This is a genomic window from Streptomyces sp. S.PB5 (assembly GCF_030403745.1).
Classification (GTDB): domain Bacteria; phylum Actinomycetota; class Actinomycetes; order Streptomycetales; family Streptomycetaceae; genus Streptomyces.
This window is the reverse complement of the sequence record NZ_JAQMWP010000005.1, coordinates 59,670-76,597: the sequence shown is the minus strand read 5'-3', so window position 1 is coordinate 76,597 and position 16,928 is coordinate 59,670. Positions and strand designations below refer to the sequence as shown.

The window sequence follows — 16,928 nt, the reverse complement described above, 5'->3', positions numbered from 1 at the left end:
TTCGCTTCCGCCGGCCGGGCCCTCGCTCTACCCTCGTCCGCAACGCGCTGACGGAGACAAGTAGCCCGGACCCGCCAGGCCCGGTGCGAATCCACTCCCGAGTGCGGGGAGGAAATGCCCCGCCGGCCGGCCCCCGTCACCGGGCCGCAACGAGACCGCCGTACCGGTCGCACCGACCCGGCCGTACGACGGTGAAGGCGTGGTGGCACCGCGAGCACCCTCTCGCCCACGCCCCGAGGGACCCACCCCGGGGCGGCCCCTGCCGTTCCGGCACAACCGGACGGAGCGTGCACCATGCTCGACGTCACCCTCATCCGCACCCATCCCGACCGGGTCCGCGACGCGCTGCGCAAGCGGGCCGTGGACGCCGACATCCCGGCCTTCCTCGCCCTGGACGCCGCGTTCCGCGAGGCCCGTACCGCCGTGGAGCGGCTGCGCGGCGAGCGGCGCCGCATCTCGGCCGACATCGCCGTACGCCACCGGGCGGGCGAGCCCGCGGCCGGGCTCCGGGCCGAGGCCAAGGACCTGACCGGCCGGCTCACCGCCGCCGAGGCGGAGCTCGCCCGGCTGGCCCGCGAGCACCAGGACTTCCTCGACGCCCTCCCCAACCTCCCGGACGACGACGTGGCCGCCGGCGGCAAGGAGCACAACCGGGTCGTACGGGTCACCGGAACCCCGCCCGGCTTCGAGGGCTTCGCACCCAGGGACCATGTCCGGCTCAGCGAGGACCTGGGCCTGATCGACCACCGGCGTGGCACCCGCCTCGCGGGCAGCGGCTACTGGGTCTACCGCGGCGAGGGGGCCGCCCTGGAATGGGCGCTGCTCAACCACTTCCTCGACACCCACCGCCGCGCGGGCTACGAGTTCGTCCTGCCGCCGCACCTGCTCACCCGCGAAGCCGGTTACACGGCGGGGCAGTTCCCGAAGTTCGCCGACGAGGTCTTCCGCACGGACGACGGCCACTTCCTGCTGCCCACCGCCGAGACGGCCCTGGTGAACCTGCACCGCGACGAGACCCTCGACGAGGCCGAGCTGCCCCTCAAGTACGTGGCCTACACGCCCTGTTACCGCAAGGAGCGCGGCGGCTACCGCACGGCCGAGCGGGGGACGCTGCGCGGCCACCAGTTCAACAAGGTCGAGCTGTTCCAGTTCACCCGCCCCGAGGACTCGGACGCGGCCCACCGGGAACTCCTGGAGTGCGCCGCGGAGTTGGTCGCCGGGATGGGGCTGCACCACCGGGTCACCGAGCTCGCCGCCGGGGACATCAGCCCCGCCCAGGCCAGGACTTATGACGTCGAGGTGTGGCTGCCGAGCCTCAAGGCCTACGCCGAGGTCAGCTCGGTGTCGAACGCCCGGGAGTACCAGGCCCGGCGCGGCGGCATCCGGTACCGGCCGCGAGGGGGCGGCAGGACGGCGTACGTCCACACCCTCAACGCCTCGGGCCTCGCCACCAGCCGGCTGCTGCCCGCGATCCTGGAGCAGTGCCAGCGGGCCGACGGGACGGTGGAAGTACCGGCGGTGCTGAGGCGCTGGGGAGCCCCCGAGTTCCTGCGCCCTCGGGTTACCCGGGGTTAGTCCTCCACTCGAACCTTCTTTCGTGCGCGCCGGATCGTCACAACTCCGGCGCGCACCTTGTCTTCCCTCCTCGCGACCCCGGGCGTACCTTGACGGCCGATCTGATGTGCCGTCAGGAACCGACCAAGAGGGAGCGGAACCGTGTTGTACCGGAATCGAACCGCCGCGCTCGCGTCCGCCGCGGCCCTGGCCGGCTCGGCGGTGCTGATGGCCGCCCCCGCCGCCCATGCCGAAGTCGTCGACGTCAAGTACCAGTGCAAGACGCCGATCGGTGACAAGAGCGCGGTCTCGCCCATCGACATCAAGGGCGTCAAGAGCGGCAGCGGCTACAAGATCACCATGTCGTGGCAGAAGGGCGTCTCCTCCAGCCCGGTCGATCTCGGCAAGGGATCGATGAACCCGAGCGCGGTCATCGAGCTGGGCGGGGCGGACAGCGGCACGCTGAATGTGTCGGGCCCCGCGAACCAGGCGGTGGTACCGGCCAACACCCCCATAAAGATCAATGACTTGAGCGGTACGTACACCCCCAGGAAGTCCGGGAAGGTCACCTTCACCGCCGGGGTGCTCACGATCAAGGCGCTCGGTACGACCACGACCTGCACGCCGACCAACAGTCCCGGCCCCTCGCTCAGCCTCGACGTGACGGCGGCGGGCGGGGCCGGCAGCGGCACGCAGAGCGGGTCCGACTCCGGTGCGTCGCTTCCGCAGACCGGCCCCGAGGACTCGGCGATCGCCCTCGGGACCCTCGGCGGCACGGTGCTGCTCGCCGGGGCGGCGGGGGCGCTGTGGCTGACGCGCAGGCATCAGGCGGCCCGCCGCCGGTAAGCACCGCACGGCACAACCCACGGAGCCGCCGATGCCGTTCGCCCGCCCTGTCCTGGCCCTCGCCCTGCTCACCCTGCTGACCGCCACCCCGTCCGCGGCCGCCGCCGACGGGTGGTCCGTCGCGCCCTCGGGCGAGGGGCGGCCCGCCTTCTACGCCGAAGGCGAGCCGGGGAGCGTGCTCCAGGACACGGTGGCCCTGACCAACCGGACCCGGCGGCCGGTCGACATCGCGCTGCGGGCCGAGGGCGCCGACGTGACCTTCGCGGACGCCTCGGTCCGGCTGCCCCCGCGCACCCGCACCGAGGTCCCGTTCACCGTGACCGCTCCGGACGCGGACGGCACCGCCGAGATCGTGGCGCGCGACGCCGACGGCCGGACCCGGCGGGTGGACCTCCACCTCCGGGCCGCCGTCCCCACCGTGGCCGCGCTCACCGTCGAGCACCTGGCCGTCCACGGCGACCGGATCACCTACGAACTGGTCAACCGCGGTACGACCCCTCTCGCACCCACCGTCGCCCTCCGCGCCGACGGTCTCTTCGGCCGGGTCCTCGACCGCGCCCCGCGCACCCTGCCGCACCCACTCGCGCCCGGGGAGCGCCGGCGACTCGCCGAGCCCTGGGACCGCCCCGCCCTGGACTCCGTCGAGGTGCGGCTGACCGTGACGGCGGCGGGCGGGGCGCGGGACACCGCGAGCGTGACGACGGGGAGCGGGCCGTGGGGCGCGGGCGTCGCGGGGGCGGCGGTGGCAGCGGGGGGCGCGCTGTTCGTCGTACGACGGCGAAGGCGCCGTGAGACCCCTGCGGCCGAATCTCCGTGCACGGAAGTCGAGTTGACGGGAGCGGTGTCGTGAAGGTGCGCATTCTCGTGGCGGCGGTGCTTCTGGCGCTGGTGTCGGTGACGGTGGCGCCCGGCGCGACGGCCGCCGAGCAACCGACGGTGAAACTGTCCAAGTCGCAGGCGGGGACCGGGGGTTCGATCACCGTCAGCGGCAGCGGCTGGCGGCCCAGGACGCTGCTGATGATCCTCATCTGCGGACAGGCCGTGCCGTCCCGCGGCGTGCCCGGCGGGACCAACTCCTGTGCCAACGCCGACGGCCGGGCCGCCACCACGGACTCCGAAGGGGACTTCAGCAAGAAGCTGCCCGTCGCCGAGCCGCCCGTGCCGTGCCCCTGCGTGGTGCATGTGGCGACGGTGACCGGGGCGAAGGCCGAGGCCGACGCCGTCCTCCAGGTCGCCGGGCACGCGGTGGAGCCGCTGCCGGCCGAGGCCTCCGGCGGACGGCTGTCCATGCTCAGCGACACCCGGCTCGACGGTTCCAGCGGACTGCTGACCTGGTTCGGGGCGCCGCCCGCCCGCACCCTCGCCTTCACCGTCGGCAACGTCGGCACCTCGGCGGTCAAGAACCCGGTCTTCCAGGTCGGCACCTCCCACGGGGTGTTCGCGCCGCAGTGGGAGGAGCAGCAGTGGCGCGGCACGATCCAGCCGGGCAGGAAGGCACGTGTCGAACTGCCCGTGACGCTCACCGGCGGCGCGCACGGCGACTACACCGTGTCGTTGAAGTACGGCGGGAAGGTCCTGGCGGAACAGCCCTGGGGGGTGGGCCGCCCCTGGGGCGTGACCCTGTTCTGGGTGCTGGTCCTCCTGGTCGTCCCCGCCGCGCTGTTCCGGATCGGAATGGCCGTCGTCGACCGGGTGCGGCCCCACCGGTCCCACCTGCCTCGCCGCCCCCGCGGGCCCCTCTGGCCCGGCGACCGCAGCCGGGTACGGCCCCCGGCCCGGCTGCGGCTGCCCGAACTCGCCCTCCGGCTCCCGGGGTCGCGCACCCCGGCCCAGGAGCCGCCGCCCTCCTCGACCCTGCCGTGGTTCACCCCGGACTCCGATCCGGGCGCGGCCGGCCGGCTCTCCGCACCGCACGACGACAGCCCGACGACCCCCACCAGAAAGGGATCCACGTGAGAGAGCGAAGGAGAGTCCGGCCGGGCCGCGCGAGAGTCGCGTTCGCCGTGGGCTGTGCGGGTGCGCTGATCGGTGTCGCCGCGGTGCCCGCGTCGGCGGCGGAGGTGTCGTTCGCGACGCACTGCGTACCGCCCTCGGGCGTCGGCCTGGAACCGGTGGACGGCACCACCGAGGTGGAGATCAGCGCGCCGGAGACCGCGAAGGTCGGCGACGAGGTGGAGGTGGTCTGGAAGTTCGTCCAGGCGGCCTCGAAGAACCCGGACATCATCGACATCGGCGAGAACCAGGTGAAGCCGACCGGCACCCTCAAGGCGGCCGGCGCGCAGACCGCCGACATCGCCATGGCCGGACCGCAGGAGAACCCGCCCATCCCCAAGGGCGGCGACATGGTCCTCTCCGACATGAAGGGCACGCTGAAACTGACCACGGCCGGCGAGGTGACACTGACACCGGACGCCTACAAGGTCACCGCGTACGGTACGGACACGAACTGCACGCCGTCGGAGACCGTGCCGGCGGCCGCGACCATCAAGGTCGGTGAAGGGGACGGGAGTTCGTCGCCGAGCCCGACTCCGAGCGCCACGGAGAGCGAGAGTCCGTCCCCGTCGCCGACCGCGAGTGCCACGGAGAGCCCCTCCGCCACACCCTCCGAAACCGGCGGCGGACAGACCGACTTCACCGGTGAGGTCGTCGACATCCCCTACACCTGCGAGTCGCCCATCGGCACCCAGAAGGCGACCTCCACGATCCAGATCAATGCCAAGAAGGACGGCGGATCCTTCGGCCTCACCGTGCAGTTCAAGAAGTCGCCGATGAACAGCCCCGCCAACATCCCGAAGGACTCCATCAAGCCGTCGATGGAGGTGGTCCTGGGCGGCGACGACGAGGGCTCGGTGCATGTCGAGGGACCCACCAACGCCGAGGACATCAAGGCCGGGGACCCGATCGAGATCCCCGACATGACGGGCACGTACAAGCCGGGCGCGACGGGGGAGTCGACGCTGTCGCCGGGCGTCCTGACGATCGAGGCCCTGGGCACGACGACCACCTGCACGCCGGACGAGACCTCGGTCTCCCTGACCCTGGACACGACCGAGCAGGAAGGCGGGGCGTCCGGCGGCTCCTCCACCTCGGGCGGCGGTACGTCATCGTCCTCCGGGGGCCTCGCCGAGACGGGTGCCGAGGACCACGGCGCACTGAAGGCGCTGGGGCTGGTCGCGGGGACGGCCGTGCTGCTGGGCGCGGCGGTGTTCACGTTCCTGCCGGGACGGCGCCGCCTGAGGTAGCCGTCAGGAATGCCGCTTCAGCCACGACAGGACCGTCTTGTCCGCCCGCTCCATGAGGGCGCCTCCGTGCGAGGCGCCCTTTGGCGTGCGCACGGTGATGTCCTTGTGCCCCAACCGCCGTTCCTCCGCGGCCAGTTCGTCCGAGTGCGCCGGAGGTACGAAGTCCCGTTGCGAGTGGATGAGCAGCATCGGGGCGTCATCCGCGCCCGAGGCGTGGGTGTGGGCCGCGAGGTCGCTCCAGCGGGCCCAGCAGCGTGGGCCGGTGCGGTCGGGGTCGCAGCCGACCAGACGCTGCGCCTCCTGGCGCAGGCGGCGCTGCTGGGCGGTGGCACCCGGGCGCCCGCCGTCCACCCAGGCCCGGTAGGGCGAGGCGACCGGCGACAGCGCCACCACACCCCGGACCAGGTCGCGCCCCGCCCCGTACGTCGCCGCGTCCAGTGCGAGCTGTCCGCCCGCCGAAGAGCCCAGCAGCAGGGGCCGCCCCGCGGAGTGCGCGCCGATCCAGCGCAACGCCGCCCGTACGTCCTCGCGCTGAGCCGGCCAGCGGGCATCGGTGTTGAGCCGGTAGTCGGTCTCGTAGACCCGGAACCCCTGCCCCGCGAGCCACCGTGCCGTGCGGCTCCAGTCGGCGTCCTCCGCCCAGTAGCCGCCGTGCAGGATCACCACCGCCGGGGCGCCCGGGACGCCGTACACCGTGATGGTCTGCCGCTCGTGACCGCCGTACCGGATGGTCTCCGGGGCCGCCTCCACGACGGTGCCGGAGGACGACATGAGGAAGCCGAGCGCGGCGGCCACCGAAAGGAACGTACGACGCATGCTCCCGATGGTGTGGCGCACCTCTGGAGCCCCGCCGGAAAACCCCGAAGGGCCACCGCACCGGGTGGTGCGGCGGCCCTTCGTTCGAAGAGGCGCGTACGGCTCAGTGGACCTCGCCCATGAGCCCCTTGACCTTCTTGCGGTACATCCACACCGCGACACCGGCGATGACGGCGAGGGTGGCCTCGACGGCGACGAAGCCCGTCTTGTCGAGGTTGACGCCGCCGACGGCCGGGTTGGAGAGCAGCGCGGTGACGGAGTCGCCCGCGGTGACCGCCAGGAACCAGACGCCCATCATCTGGGAGGCGTACTTGGCCGGGGCCATCTTCGTCGTCACCGACAGGCCGACGGGGGAGAGCAGGAGCTCACCGACCGTCTGGACGAAGTAGATCGCCACCAGCCAGGCCGCGGCCGCCTTGTGACCGCCCTCGGCGATCGACAGCGGGGCGAGGAACAGGAAGAAGGACGCGCCGATCAGGACCAGACCCGAGGCGAACTTCACGATCGTGCTCGGCTCCTTGCCGCGCCGGTTCAGCGCCAGCCAGAACCAGGCGAAGACCGGGGCCAGCGCCATGATCAGGACCGGGTTGACCGACTGGTACCAGGAGACCGGGAACTCCCAGCCGAAGACGGTGTTGTCGCCGGAGGCCTTGGCGAAGATCGACAGGGTCGAGCCGCCCTGGTCGTAGATCATCCAGAACACGGCCGCGGCGACGAAGAACCAGATGTACGCCGACATCGACTTCTGCTCGGTGCCGTCGAGGTCCTTGTCGCGCTTGATGCGGGCCAGCACCATCACCGGGATGATCAGGCCAAGCAGCGTCAGCGGGATCAGGATCCAGTTGAGCGTGTAGTGGCCGGAGAAGCCGACGATCGCGTAGAAGACGACGGCGATGCCGGCCCAGATCGCGGCCTTGCGCAGCGTGGACGCCTTCTCCTCGGCGGACAGCGGCATCGGGGTGACGCTGGAGCGCTCCGCCAGGTGACGGGAGCCGATCAGGAACTGGCCGAGGCCCAGCGCCATGCCGAGCGCGGCGAGCGCGAAGCCCAGGTGCCAGTTGACGTTCTCACCGATGGTGCCGATCACCAGCGGCGCGGCGAACGCGCCGAGGTTGATGCCCATGTAGAAGACGGTGAAGCCACCGTCGCGACGCGGGTCGTCCTTGCCCTCGTAGAGGTGGCCGACCATCGTCGAGATGTTGGCCTTCAGCAGACCGGAGCCGATCGCGACGAGGCCGAGACCGGCATAGAAGGTGCCGGAGGACGGCAGGGCCAGCGTGAGGTGGCCGAGCATGATCACCGCACCGGCGACGGCCACGGTCTTGCGGGGACCCCAGACGCGGTCGCCGAACCAGCCGCCCGGCAGGGCGAGCAGGTACACCAGCGACACGTACACGGAGTAGATCGCGGTCGCGGTCGCGGCGCTCAGGTGGAGGCCACCCGGGGCGACGAGGTACAGCGGAAGCAGTGCCCTCATGCCGTAGTAGGAGAATCGCTCCCACATCTCGGTCATGAAGAGAGTGGCCAGTCCGCGGGGGTGGCCGAAGAAGGTGCGCTCGGTGCCGGGGGTGCCCGGGCGGGCCGAGCCCTTCGTCAGGCTGGACGCCATGGTCGTTCCTTGCTGGTGGGGACGCGCACGTGTTTTCCAGGCCGGCGGTGGCCGGCCTGCACACAAAAGAGACCTTCAGCGTGAACTGCTCTGCCAAAGGTCCCCGTGCTGCAAAAGGCGTCTTTCACCATACGGCAGGACAGCGCCGGAAATGGAAGGACTTGAGATATGGATCACAGGCGTCGATGGAACCGTACACAGCAATTCCAAGGCTCTTACCGGGCTCTCACCTCTGCTCCATAGGTTCGTACCAAATCGCCCCAAGGTAAGAATCACGGGCTCGCGATCACACCCCATGTTCTGTCAAGCGCGGTCTACCATCAGCTCATGACCCGTGTACTGCTCGCCGAGGACGACGCGTCCATCTCGGAGCCGCTGGCCCGCGCACTGCGCCGGGAAGGGTACGAGGTCGAGGTCCGCGAGGACGGCCCCACCGCGCTCGACGCCGGCATCCAGGGCGGCATCGATCTGGTCGTGCTGGACCTCGGGCTCCCCGGTATGGACGGCCTGGAGGTGGCCCGCCGACTGCGTACCGAGGGCCTCTCCGTGCCCATCCTCATCCTGACCGCGCGCGCGGACGAGGTGGACACCGTGGTGGGCCTCGACGCCGGTGCCGACGACTACGTCACCAAGCCGTTCCGTCTCGCCGAACTGCTCGCCCGGGTCCGGGCCCTGCTGCGGCGGGGCGCCGCGGAGCCGGCCCAGCCCCCGGCCACGCACGGCGTGCGGATCGACGTCGAGTCCCACCGCGCCTGGATGGGCGACGAGGAACTCCAGCTCACGGCCAAGGAGTTCGACCTGCTGCGGGTGCTCGTCCGCGACGCGGGCCGGGTCGTCACCCGTGACCAGCTGATGCGGGAGGTCTGGGACACCACCTGGTGGTCCTCGACCAAGACGCTCGACATGCACATCTCCTGGCTGCGCAAGAAGCTCGGTGACGACGCGGCGAACCCGCGGTACATCGCCACCGTGCGCGGAGTCGGTTTCCGGTTCGAGAAGAGTTAGTCCGAGAAAAGTCAGTCCGAGAAGAGTTAGTCGGCCCCGTGCGTCGTCGTCTCATCCAGTCCACCCTCGCCGTGGTGCTGGTCGTCATCGCCGTGTTCGGTGTCTCCCTCGTCATCGTCGAGACCCGCACCATCAGCAACAGCGCCCAGGAGCGGGTCGACTCCGAGGCGGTGCGGCTGGCCAGCATCGTGGACAGCCGGCTGCTCGGGGAGCAGACCGTGGACGCGCAGGTGCTGCGCGAGCAGGTCGCCGGGGAGCGGTACGCCGTGATCCGGATCCCCGGGGAAGAGGCCATCGAGGTCGGGGCCAAGCCGACCGGGGAGGTCATCAGCGCCACCGAGAAGGGCGAGGAGGGCGAGACGGTCACCGTCCAGGAGCCGCGCTCGTCCGTGACCCGCGAGGTCGGCCGGACCCTTCTCATCATCGGGGCGGTGGCGCTGCTCGCGGTCATCGCGGCGGTCCTGCTCGCCGTACGCCAGGCCAACAAGCTCGCCTCGCCGCTGACCGACCTCGCCGAGACCGCCGAGCGGCTGGGCTCCGGCGACCCACGGCCCCGGCACAAGCGGTACGGCGTCCCCGAGCTGGACCGGGTCGCCGACGTCCTGGACGGCTCCGCGGAACGGATCGCCCGTATGCTCACCGCCGAACGGCGACTGGCCGCGGACGCCTCCCATCAGCTGCGGACACCGCTGACCGCCCTCTCCATGCGCCTTGAGGAGATCACCCTCACCGACGACCCGGACACGGTGAAGGAAGAGGCGACGATCGCGCTCACACAGGTGGAGCGGCTGACGGACGTCGTCGAGCGGCTGCTCACCAACTCCCGCGATCCCCGTACGGGATCCGCCGTCTCCTTCGACCTCGACGAGGTCATCCAGCAGCAGCTCGCCGAGTGGCGGCCCGCGTACCGCAGTGCGGGGCGGGCGATCGTGAGCTCCGGGAAGCGGCATCTGCAGGCGGTCGGCACACCGGGCGCGGTGGCTCAGGTGCTGGCCGCGCTGATCGAGAACTCGCTCATGCACGGCGGGGGGACGGTGGCGCTGCGGACGCGGGTCACCGGGAACCAGGCGGTCATCGAGGTCACGGACGAAGGTCCTGGGGTGCCCGCGGATCTCGGGGCGCGGATCTTCGAGCGGGCCATCAGCGGGCGGAACTCGACCGGCATCGGCCTGGCCGTGGCGCGGGACCTCGCGGAGGCGGACGGGGGCCGGCTGGAGATGCTTCAGGCTCAGCCGGCGGTGTTCGGCTTGTTCCTGTCACGTACGCCACTGAGGAAGTCGAGCGTGGAGGACACAGAGCCCACGGTCCGGTAGTCGCGGACCGACAACAGCCCCGCGCCGCTGTGAGGCGCGTCTAGCCGACCCGCTGCTTCGAACGCGGCCGTGCCACCCGCTTCCGGTCCGCCTCCTCCAGCAGCGACTCCGCGCTCGCCACCAGCTCCGGAGCAGGCAGGGTCTTGAAGACCCAGGTGCGGTAGGACCAGAAGCGGAACAGGGTCGCGACGCCGATGCCGAGGAACTTGAAGATGTTGCTCTGCAGCGGGCTGTCCCAGCCGAAGCCGTACGTCGCCGTGTAGAGGATGCCGTTCTCCACGACCAGGCCGACCGCGCTGAAGAGGAGGAACAGGGTCAGTTCCTTCGTACGGCCGCTCTTGTCGCGGTCCCGGTACGTGAAGTAGCGGAAGCCGATGTAGTTGAAGACGATCGCGACGACGGTGGCGATGATGCTGGCCCGGACCACCGGAAGGTCGGTGAGATGCCGTACGAGGTTGAAGACGGCCAGATTGACAAGGAGCCCGGCGCCGCCCACGGCACCGAACTTCGCGACTTCGCGGAAGAGCCTGCGCAGCCCTGAGGAACCACGTCCCATGGTCTTACAGGCCCCCAGTCGGTAGGCAGTCACTCGGTATGAGTCGTCTTCGTCAACCCAGCCATGCTAACCATCCCTCTTGCCGGTTGCCTGTGGACGACTTCACATAGCTGTAAAGCAGCTGGTAAGAGCGGTAGGAACAGGAGCGGAAATCGGCCGCCGTGGCGCGCCGGATACCCTAGGGGCGTGACGTTCCCGGTAGTCGGCATGGTCGGCGGGGGCCAGCTCGCTCGTATGACACACGAGGCGGGCATCCCGTTGGGCATCAGGTTCAAGCTTCTCAGTGACACCCCTCTGGATTCCGCGGCGCAGGTCGTAGGCGATGTCGTCGTCGGCGACTATCGCGACCTCGACACGCTGCGAGAGTTCGCGAGGGGCTGCGATGTGATCACCTTCGATCACGAACACGTACCCACCGAGCACCTCCGGGCCCTGGAGGCGGACGGCATCCCCGTGCGCCCCGGACCCGACGCGCTCGTGCACGCCCAGGACAAGGGCGTGATGCGGGCGAAGCTCGATGCGATCGGGGTGCCGTGCCCACGGCACCGGATCGTGAGCGACCCGGCGGACGTGGCCGCCTTCGCGGAGGAGGGGGACGGCTTCCCGGTCGTCCTCAAGACCGTCCGCGGCGGCTACGACGGCAAGGGCGTGTGGGTCGTCGACAGCGTCGAGGAGGCCGCCGATCCCTTCCGGGCCGGTGTGCCCGTCCTCGCCGAGGAGAAGGTCGACTTCGTCCGCGAGCTCGCCGCCAACGTCGTACGGTCTCCGCACGGCCAGGCCGTCGCCTACCCGGTCGTGGAATCGCAGCAGGTGGGCGGCGTGTGCGACACGGTCATCGCGCCCGCACCCGACCTCGACGAGACCCTCGCGCTGCAGGCCGAGGAGATGGCCCTGCGCATCGCCAAGGAACTGGGCGTCGTCGGCCACCTCGCCGTCGAGCTGTTCCAGACCCGCGAGGCCGACGGATCCTCGAGGATCCTCGTCAACGAGCTCGCGATGCGCCCGCACAACTCGGGCCACTGGACCCAGGACGGCGCGATCACGTCCCAGTTCGCCAACCATGTGCGAGCCGTGCTCGACCTGCCCCTGGGCGACCCGCGCCCCCGCGCGAAGTGGACGGTCATGGCGAACGTCCTCGGCGGCGACTACCCGGACATGTACTCCGCGTACCTGCACTGCATGGCCCGCGACCCCCAGCTCAAGATCCACATGTACGGCAAGGACGTGAAGCCCGGCCGCAAGGTCGGCCACGTCAACACCTACGGCGACAACCTGGACGACGTGCTGGAGCGCGCCCGTCACGCAGCCGGCTACCTGAGAGGCACGATCACCGAATGAGCCCAGTCGTAGGCATCGTCATGGGGTCGGACTCCGACTGGCCCGTCATGGAGGCCGCCGCCCAGGCCCTCGACGAGTTCGAGATCGAGTACGAGGTCGACGTCGTCTCGGCCCACCGCATGCCGCGCGAGATGATCGCGTACGGCGAGGAGGCGGCCGGGCGGGGCATCAAGGTGATCATCGCCGGCGCCGGCGGCGCGGCCCATCTGCCGGGCATGCTCGCCTCCGTCACCCCGCTGCCGGTCATCGGCGTGCCGGTACCGCTGAAGTACCTCGACGGCATGGACTCGCTGCTGTCGATCGTGCAGATGCCGGCCGGTGTGCCCGTGGCCACGGTGTCGGTCGCCGGTGCCCGTAACGCGGGCCTGCTGGCCGCCCGTGTCCTCGCCGCGCACGACGAGGACCTCCTCGGCCGGATGAAGGACTTCCAGCAGGAGCTGAACGACCAGGCCACCGAGAAGGGCAAGCGGCTGCGCGCCAAGGTCGAGGGGCCGGGCAACGGCTTCGGCTTCGGGAAGTGACGGCCGTGAGCGCACTGGAGAGCGCCCGGGAACTCCTCGCCGAGTTCCCGGTCGTCGACGGCCACAACGACCTGCCCTGGGCGCTGCGCGAACAGGTCCGCTACGACCTCGACGCCCGTGACATCGCCACCGACCAGAGCGCCCACCTGCACACCGACCTCGCGCGTCTGCGGGCCGGTGGCGTGGGCGCGCAGTACTGGTCGGTGTACGTCCGCTCGGACCTGCCCGACGCGGTGCCGGCGACCCTCGAACAGATCGACTGCGTACGGCAGTTGATCGACCGCCACCCGGCCGACCTGCGGGCCGCGCTGACCGCGGCGGACCTGGAGGCGGCGCGCGCGGAGGGCCGTATCGCCTCCCTGATGGGGGCCGAGGGCGGCCACTCCATCGCCAACTCCCTTGCCACGCTACGCGCGTTGTACGCGCTCGGGGTCCGCTACATGACCCTCACCCACAACGACAACAACGACTGGGCGGACTCGGCGACGGACAAGCCGGGTGTGGGCGGTCTGTCGGCCTTCGGGCGTGCGGTGGTGGGCGAGATGAACCGCGAGGGCATGCTCGTGGACCTCTCGCACGTCGCGGCGACGACGATGCGGGACGCGCTGGACACCTCCGTGGCCCCGGTGATCTTCTCCCACTCGTCGTCGCGGGCGGTGTGCGACCACCCGCGCAACATCCCCGACGACGTCCTGGAACGCCTCCCCGCCAACGGCGGCGTGGCGATGGTGACGTTCGTACCGAAGTTCGTGCTCCAGGCGGCGGTGGACTGGACGGCCGCGGCCGACGAGAACATGCGCGCCCACGGCTTCCACCACCTCGCCACCACCCCGGACGCGATGAAGGTCCACCGCGCCTTCGAGGAACGGCACCCGCGCCCGATCGCCACGGTCGCCACGGTCGCCGACCACCTCGACCACATGCGCGAGGTCGCCGGTATCGACCACCTCGGCATCGGCGGCGACTACGACGGCACGGCGTTCACCCCGGACGGCCTGGACGACGTCTCCGGCTACCCGAATCTGATCGCGGAGCTCCTCGACCGCGGCTGGTCCAGGTCCGACCTGGCCAAGCTGACCTGGCAGAACTCGGTGCGGGTGCTGGGGGCTGCGGAGGACGTGGCGCGGGAGCTTCAGGCGACGCGCGGCCCGTCGAACGTGACGCTCAGGGATCTCGACGCCTGAATCCCCGTCGGACACGATCTTGGCCGATGTCCCCCTCCCGTCTGTTGAACGGTCGTTGTGGAGGGTAGGAACCGTCTACACGTACAGAGTTGCTCGGATCGGCGTGCGGAAGAGCAGTTACAGCAGCCCTGACGACGAAAATTGCTGCGAGGTGGCTGAGTCCCCTGCGGAGATCCACGTGCGCGACTCCAAGGACAAGAGCGGTACGGTGCTGTCCTTCACGCCGGACGCCTGGCGTACGGCATTGGCGTGGTTCTCCGCCTCCGACCACGGCGGGCGAGACCATGGACGACCCCCATACTGCCGGACCTGAGATGAACAGCCGACATCACGCACGATCGATGAGCAGAGAGCCCGGGCTTTACGGCTACTGCCTGGTCACTGGCGCGCTGGCTGTGGGTGAGGTCCCCGGCTGTGGCTCGTCAGTGGACGGTGGATCTTCTGGTGCGGTCGGCAACGAGGGACGCACCGTCTCGAAGAGCTTGATGAAGGTGCGGACCAGCAACGGTCCGCCGCTGACGCTGCCGACCCAGGCGATCTCCGGAGCGACCCCCATCCGGATGCCGGCATAGGCCACCACGGTGGAGAAGGCCGAGGTGAACAAGACCAGGGCGGCGAGATTGCGGATCACACGTATGAGATCGTCGACATGAGCCTGCCTGCGCCGGACCTGGTTGTCGGTCTCCGCCTTCCTCAGCCGGAGCAACCGGGCACAGACCTCGCGTCCGGCGAGCGCCCACCGGACAAAGGCCAGCTTCTCCGACCGCCCGCCGGGCGGCCCAGGGGCACGACGGGACGTGTGGCGTCGGCGCTCGTCGTCCCGGGGCTCGGCTCCGGTAGGCGGCGCTTGTTCCTCCCCTTGTCGGTCGTCATGGCTTCCCCTGGGCCGCGGTGGCACGCTGAACGGGCGTCAGGTGCGGTGGACGTCGATGAGTTCGTCGATCAGCGCCACCGTCTCGTCCTCGGTCAGCGCTTTGTTGCGCAGGTCCTCGAAGCACTCCTGGTACCGAGCGACGAGTTCACGGTCGTCCCGGTTCGTCAGAGTGCCGCCCGGTCCGGCTACGTACAGAACGTCCTCGTCTTCCTGGAACCCCAGCAGGAAGAAGCTGCTGTCCAGGCTGTCGTGCGCGCCTGCGGTGAAGGGCAGCACCCGCAAGACGGCCCGGTGCTCGGTGATCAGGCCTTTGAGGAAAGACAGCCGGCGACGCATGGTCGCCGGTCCTCCCACCTGACGGCGCAGGGCGGCCTCGTCGAGGATCATCTCGACCCGAGGTCCGTCCTCTTGCAGGATCCGCTCCTGTCGAGCGATGCGCAGATCGATGATGCGCTGGGCCTTGGGGTTCGGCTGGCTGGCTTCGAAGAGTGCGGTCACGTAGTCCACAGTCTGCAGGTGGCCGGGGATGAGGCTCGGGTGGTAACCCCGGATCGAGTTCGCCGCACTTTCGTAACCCAGGTATTGGGAGAACATCTGGCTGATGATGTCGTTGTACTCGGACCACCACGACTGACCCTTGCTGCCCCGGGCAGCCTCTTCCAACTCCGCTACAGCGGCCGGGTCTTCGACGCCGTACTCCTGGAGCATCGCCCGCAGGTCCGTAACGGACAGGCTCACGGTGCCCGCCTCGATGCGAATCAGCTTCGACAGCGACCACTCCAACGCTTCCGCTGCCTCGCGCTGTGTGGGGCCGCGTTTGTCGCGGGCCGCCTTCAGGGCGAGGCGCAGCTTGGGGCGGGCGATACGCGTGTCGCCCTCCACCCGATGTGGGTGGAGGGCGACGGGGAAGTAAGGGGGGCGAGCGGCTCACGCGAGGATCGGCCGAGATGCTCCGGACAGGCTGGGGTAGTCGGTGTAGCCGACCGCCCCGCCCACGTACATCAGGTACCGGTCCCGTACCGGGTTGAGCGGCGCTCCGAGCCGCAGCCGTGTCACCAGGTCGGGGTTGGCGAGGAAGGGCCGGCCGAGGGCCACTAGGTCGGCGCCCGCGGCCAGCATGTCCCGCGCGGCGCGGGTGACCGCGTCGGTGGTGAGGGCGGTCAGCACCGGGTTGCCGATCAGGGTGCCCGGCCAGTCGGCGCGGATGCGGCGGTACCGGTCGGTCGCCGGGTCGGCGTGCACGAGGTGCAGATAGGCGAGGCCCAGGTCCTTCAGCCGGGCCACCAGCGCCGGGTAGAGGGTGTCGGTGTCGTCCTCGCGGATGCCGTTGACCGTGCCGCCGGGGGAGACGCGTACGCCCACCCGGTCGGCGCCGATCGCGTCCGCCACCGCCTCGGTGACCTCCGCGGTGAACCGCACCCTGCGCTCCGCGGGACCCCCGTACGCGTCCGTCCTGCGGTTGGTGTTGCCCGCCAGGAACTGGTGCAGCAGATGCCCGTTGGCCGAGTGCACCTCGACCCCCTCGAACCCCGCCTCGACGGCCCGGCGCGCCGCCGCGGCGAAGTCGGCGGCGGTGGCACGGATGTCGTCGAGGGTCATCTCCCGTGGCACGACGGCCGGTTGGTGCCCGCGCGTGGTGAAGATCGTCTCCGGGAGCGGGATGGGGGAGGGCGCGACGGGGCGCAGGCCGGTGGTGTCCGGGTGGCCGACCCGTCCGCCGTGCTGGAGCTGGAGGAACATCCGCCCGCCTTCCGCCCGCACGGCGTCGGTGACGCGCCGCCAGCCCTCGACGTGCCGGTCGGTGTGGATCGCGGTGATGTTCGGATACGTCTGCCCGACCGCGTTGGGCGTCGCCGCCTCGCCGATGATCAGACCGGCGGAGGCGCGCTGGGCGTAGTGGGTGACCATCAGGTCGGTCGGGGTGCCGTCCGCCTCCGCGCGGTTGCGGGTGAGCGGGGCCATGACCAGGTGGTGGGGGAGGGCGAGGCGGCCGAGCCGGGCCGGGGCGAGGAAGTCCGTTGAGTTCGTCATGCCGGGACGGTAGAACTTGACACTGATGTCAGATTCAAG

17 protein-coding genes are annotated in these 16,928 nt (G+C 70.6%); 11 read left to right on the top strand and 6 right to left on the bottom strand.

Annotated elements, in window-relative coordinates:
- Window positions 1-294: 294 nt before the first annotated feature.
- The 5 genes from serS to PH203_RS14275 all read left to right on the top strand — a co-directional run bounded on the left by serS (window position 295) and on the right by PH203_RS14275 (window position 5,642).
- The gene (gene serS, locus PH203_RS14295; RefSeq protein WP_289920303.1) at window positions 295-1,575 is read left to right on the top strand and encodes a serine--tRNA ligase; all 1,281 of its coding nucleotides are present in this window, start codon (window positions 295-297) and stop codon (window positions 1,573-1,575) included.
- Between the two features lie 141 nt (window positions 1,576-1,716).
- A complete protein-coding gene (locus PH203_RS14290) occupies window positions 1,717-2,400 on the top strand; it encodes an LPXTG cell wall anchor domain-containing protein (RefSeq protein ID WP_289920302.1) in 684 nt (227 codons plus the stop codon).
- 31 nt (window positions 2,401-2,431) lie between these two features.
- Window positions 2,432-3,250 (top strand): LPXTG cell wall anchor domain-containing protein, encoded by an 819-nt coding sequence (locus PH203_RS14285; protein ID WP_289920301.1) that lies wholly within the window; start codon window positions 2,432-2,434, stop codon window positions 3,248-3,250.
- 2 nt (window positions 3,251-3,252) lie between these two features.
- Window positions 3,253-4,356, top strand: coding sequence for a hypothetical protein (locus PH203_RS14280; protein ID WP_289920708.1), 1,104 nt, complete (start codon window positions 3,253-3,255; stop codon window positions 4,354-4,356).
- A complete protein-coding gene (locus PH203_RS14275) occupies window positions 4,353-5,642 on the top strand; it encodes a hypothetical protein (protein ID WP_289920300.1) in 1,290 nt (429 codons plus the stop codon). Before PH203_RS14280 ends, PH203_RS14275 begins: the two co-directional genes overlap by 4 nt.
- A gap of 3 nt (window positions 5,643-5,645) precedes the next feature.
- Here the strand turns inward: PH203_RS14275 and PH203_RS14270 are convergent, their stop codons facing one another.
- Both PH203_RS14270 and PH203_RS14265 read right to left on the bottom strand, forming a co-directional pair.
- Entirely contained in the window at window positions 5,646-6,458 is an 813-nt protein-coding gene (locus tag PH203_RS14270; protein WP_289920299.1) for an alpha/beta hydrolase, read from the bottom strand.
- A 103-nt stretch (window positions 6,459-6,561) separates the two neighbouring features.
- Window positions 6,562-8,067, bottom strand: coding sequence for an oligopeptide:H+ symporter (locus PH203_RS14265; RefSeq protein WP_289920298.1), 1,506 nt, complete (start codon window positions 8,065-8,067; stop codon window positions 6,562-6,564).
- 327 nt (window positions 8,068-8,394) lie between these two features.
- Here PH203_RS14265 and PH203_RS14260 point away from each other — a divergent pair, with 327 nt between their 5' ends.
- Together PH203_RS14260 and PH203_RS14255 are read left to right on the top strand one after the other, a co-directional pair.
- Window positions 8,395-9,072: a response regulator transcription factor gene (locus tag PH203_RS14260; protein WP_289920297.1), complete on the top strand. Its 678-nt coding sequence runs from the start codon at window positions 8,395-8,397 to the stop codon at window positions 9,070-9,072.
- 38 nt (window positions 9,073-9,110) lie between these two features.
- Window positions 9,111-10,385 carry an ATP-binding protein gene (locus PH203_RS14255; RefSeq protein ID WP_289920296.1) on the top strand — a complete coding sequence of 425 codons (1,275 nt, stop codon included), beginning with the start codon at window positions 9,111-9,113 and terminating at the stop codon, window positions 10,383-10,385.
- Between the two features lie 40 nt (window positions 10,386-10,425).
- On the opposite strand, the gene PH203_RS14250 is transcribed toward PH203_RS14255, so the two are convergent.
- Complete coding sequence (locus tag PH203_RS14250) at window positions 10,426-10,941, bottom strand: GtrA family protein (RefSeq protein ID WP_289920295.1); 516 nt, start codon at window positions 10,939-10,941, stop codon at window positions 10,426-10,428.
- Window positions 10,942-11,127: 186 nt separating this feature from the next.
- Here PH203_RS14250 and PH203_RS14245 point away from each other — a divergent pair, with 186 nt between their 5' ends.
- From PH203_RS14245 to PH203_RS14230, 4 genes are all read left to right on the top strand, one after another.
- Entirely contained in the window at window positions 11,128-12,279 is a 1,152-nt protein-coding gene (locus PH203_RS14245) for a 5-(carboxyamino)imidazole ribonucleotide synthase (RefSeq protein ID WP_289920294.1), read from the top strand.
- Window positions 12,276-12,800 (top strand): 5-(carboxyamino)imidazole ribonucleotide mutase, encoded by a 525-nt coding sequence (gene purE, locus PH203_RS14240; RefSeq protein ID WP_289920293.1) that lies wholly within the window; start codon window positions 12,276-12,278, stop codon window positions 12,798-12,800. The genes PH203_RS14245 and purE overlap by 4 nt, the downstream gene beginning before the upstream one ends.
- On the top strand, window positions 12,797-13,984 hold the full coding sequence (locus PH203_RS14235) for a dipeptidase (protein ID WP_289920292.1): 1,188 nt from the start codon (window positions 12,797-12,799) through the stop codon (window positions 13,982-13,984). Before purE ends, PH203_RS14235 begins: the two co-directional genes overlap by 4 nt.
- 103 nt (window positions 13,985-14,087) lie before the next feature.
- The gene (locus tag PH203_RS14230) at window positions 14,088-14,297 is read left to right on the top strand and encodes a DUF397 domain-containing protein (RefSeq protein WP_289920291.1); all 210 of its coding nucleotides are present in this window, start codon (window positions 14,088-14,090) and stop codon (window positions 14,295-14,297) included.
- Window positions 14,298-14,351: 54 nt separating this feature from the next.
- On the opposite strand, the gene PH203_RS14225 is transcribed toward PH203_RS14230, so the two are convergent.
- The 3 genes from PH203_RS14225 to PH203_RS14215 form a co-directional block, all read right to left on the bottom strand.
- Entirely contained in the window at window positions 14,352-14,615 is a 264-nt protein-coding gene (locus tag PH203_RS14225) for a hypothetical protein (protein WP_289920290.1), read from the bottom strand.
- 279 nt (window positions 14,616-14,894) lie between these two features.
- A complete protein-coding gene (locus PH203_RS14220) occupies window positions 14,895-15,740 on the bottom strand; it encodes a helix-turn-helix transcriptional regulator (RefSeq protein WP_289920289.1) in 846 nt (281 codons plus the stop codon).
- A 45-nt stretch (window positions 15,741-15,785) separates the two neighbouring features.
- Window positions 15,786-16,889 carry an alkene reductase gene (locus PH203_RS14215; RefSeq protein ID WP_289920288.1) on the bottom strand — a complete coding sequence of 368 codons (1,104 nt, stop codon included), beginning with the start codon at window positions 16,887-16,889 and terminating at the stop codon, window positions 15,786-15,788.
- Window positions 16,890-16,928: the final 39 nt, after the last annotated feature.

What these genes read in the sequence shown, in the direction of transcription:
- purE (WP_289920293.1), top strand. Translation starts at nt 12,276, where the DNA reads ATGAGCCCAGTCGTAGGCATCGTCATGGGGTCGGACTCCGACTGGCCC.
- serS (WP_289920303.1), top strand. Translation starts at nt 295, where the DNA reads ATGCTCGACGTCACCCTCATCCGCACCCATCCCGACCGGGTCCGCGAC.
- PH203_RS14250 (WP_289920295.1), bottom strand. Translation starts at nt 10,941, where the DNA reads ATGGGACGTGGTTCCTCAGGGCTGCGCAGGCTCTTCCGCGAAGTCGCG.
- PH203_RS14285 (WP_289920301.1), top strand. Translation starts at nt 2,432, where the DNA reads ATGCCGTTCGCCCGCCCTGTCCTGGCCCTCGCCCTGCTCACCCTGCTG.
- PH203_RS14260 (WP_289920297.1), top strand. Translation starts at nt 8,395, where the DNA reads ATGACCCGTGTACTGCTCGCCGAGGACGACGCGTCCATCTCGGAGCCG.
- PH203_RS14265 (WP_289920298.1), bottom strand. Translation starts at nt 8,067, where the DNA reads ATGGCGTCCAGCCTGACGAAGGGCTCGGCCCGCCCGGGCACCCCCGGC.
- PH203_RS14215 (WP_289920288.1), bottom strand. Translation starts at nt 16,889, where the DNA reads ATGACGAACTCAACGGACTTCCTCGCCCCGGCCCGGCTCGGCCGCCTC.
- PH203_RS14270 (WP_289920299.1), bottom strand. Translation starts at nt 6,458, where the DNA reads ATGCGTCGTACGTTCCTTTCGGTGGCCGCCGCGCTCGGCTTCCTCATG.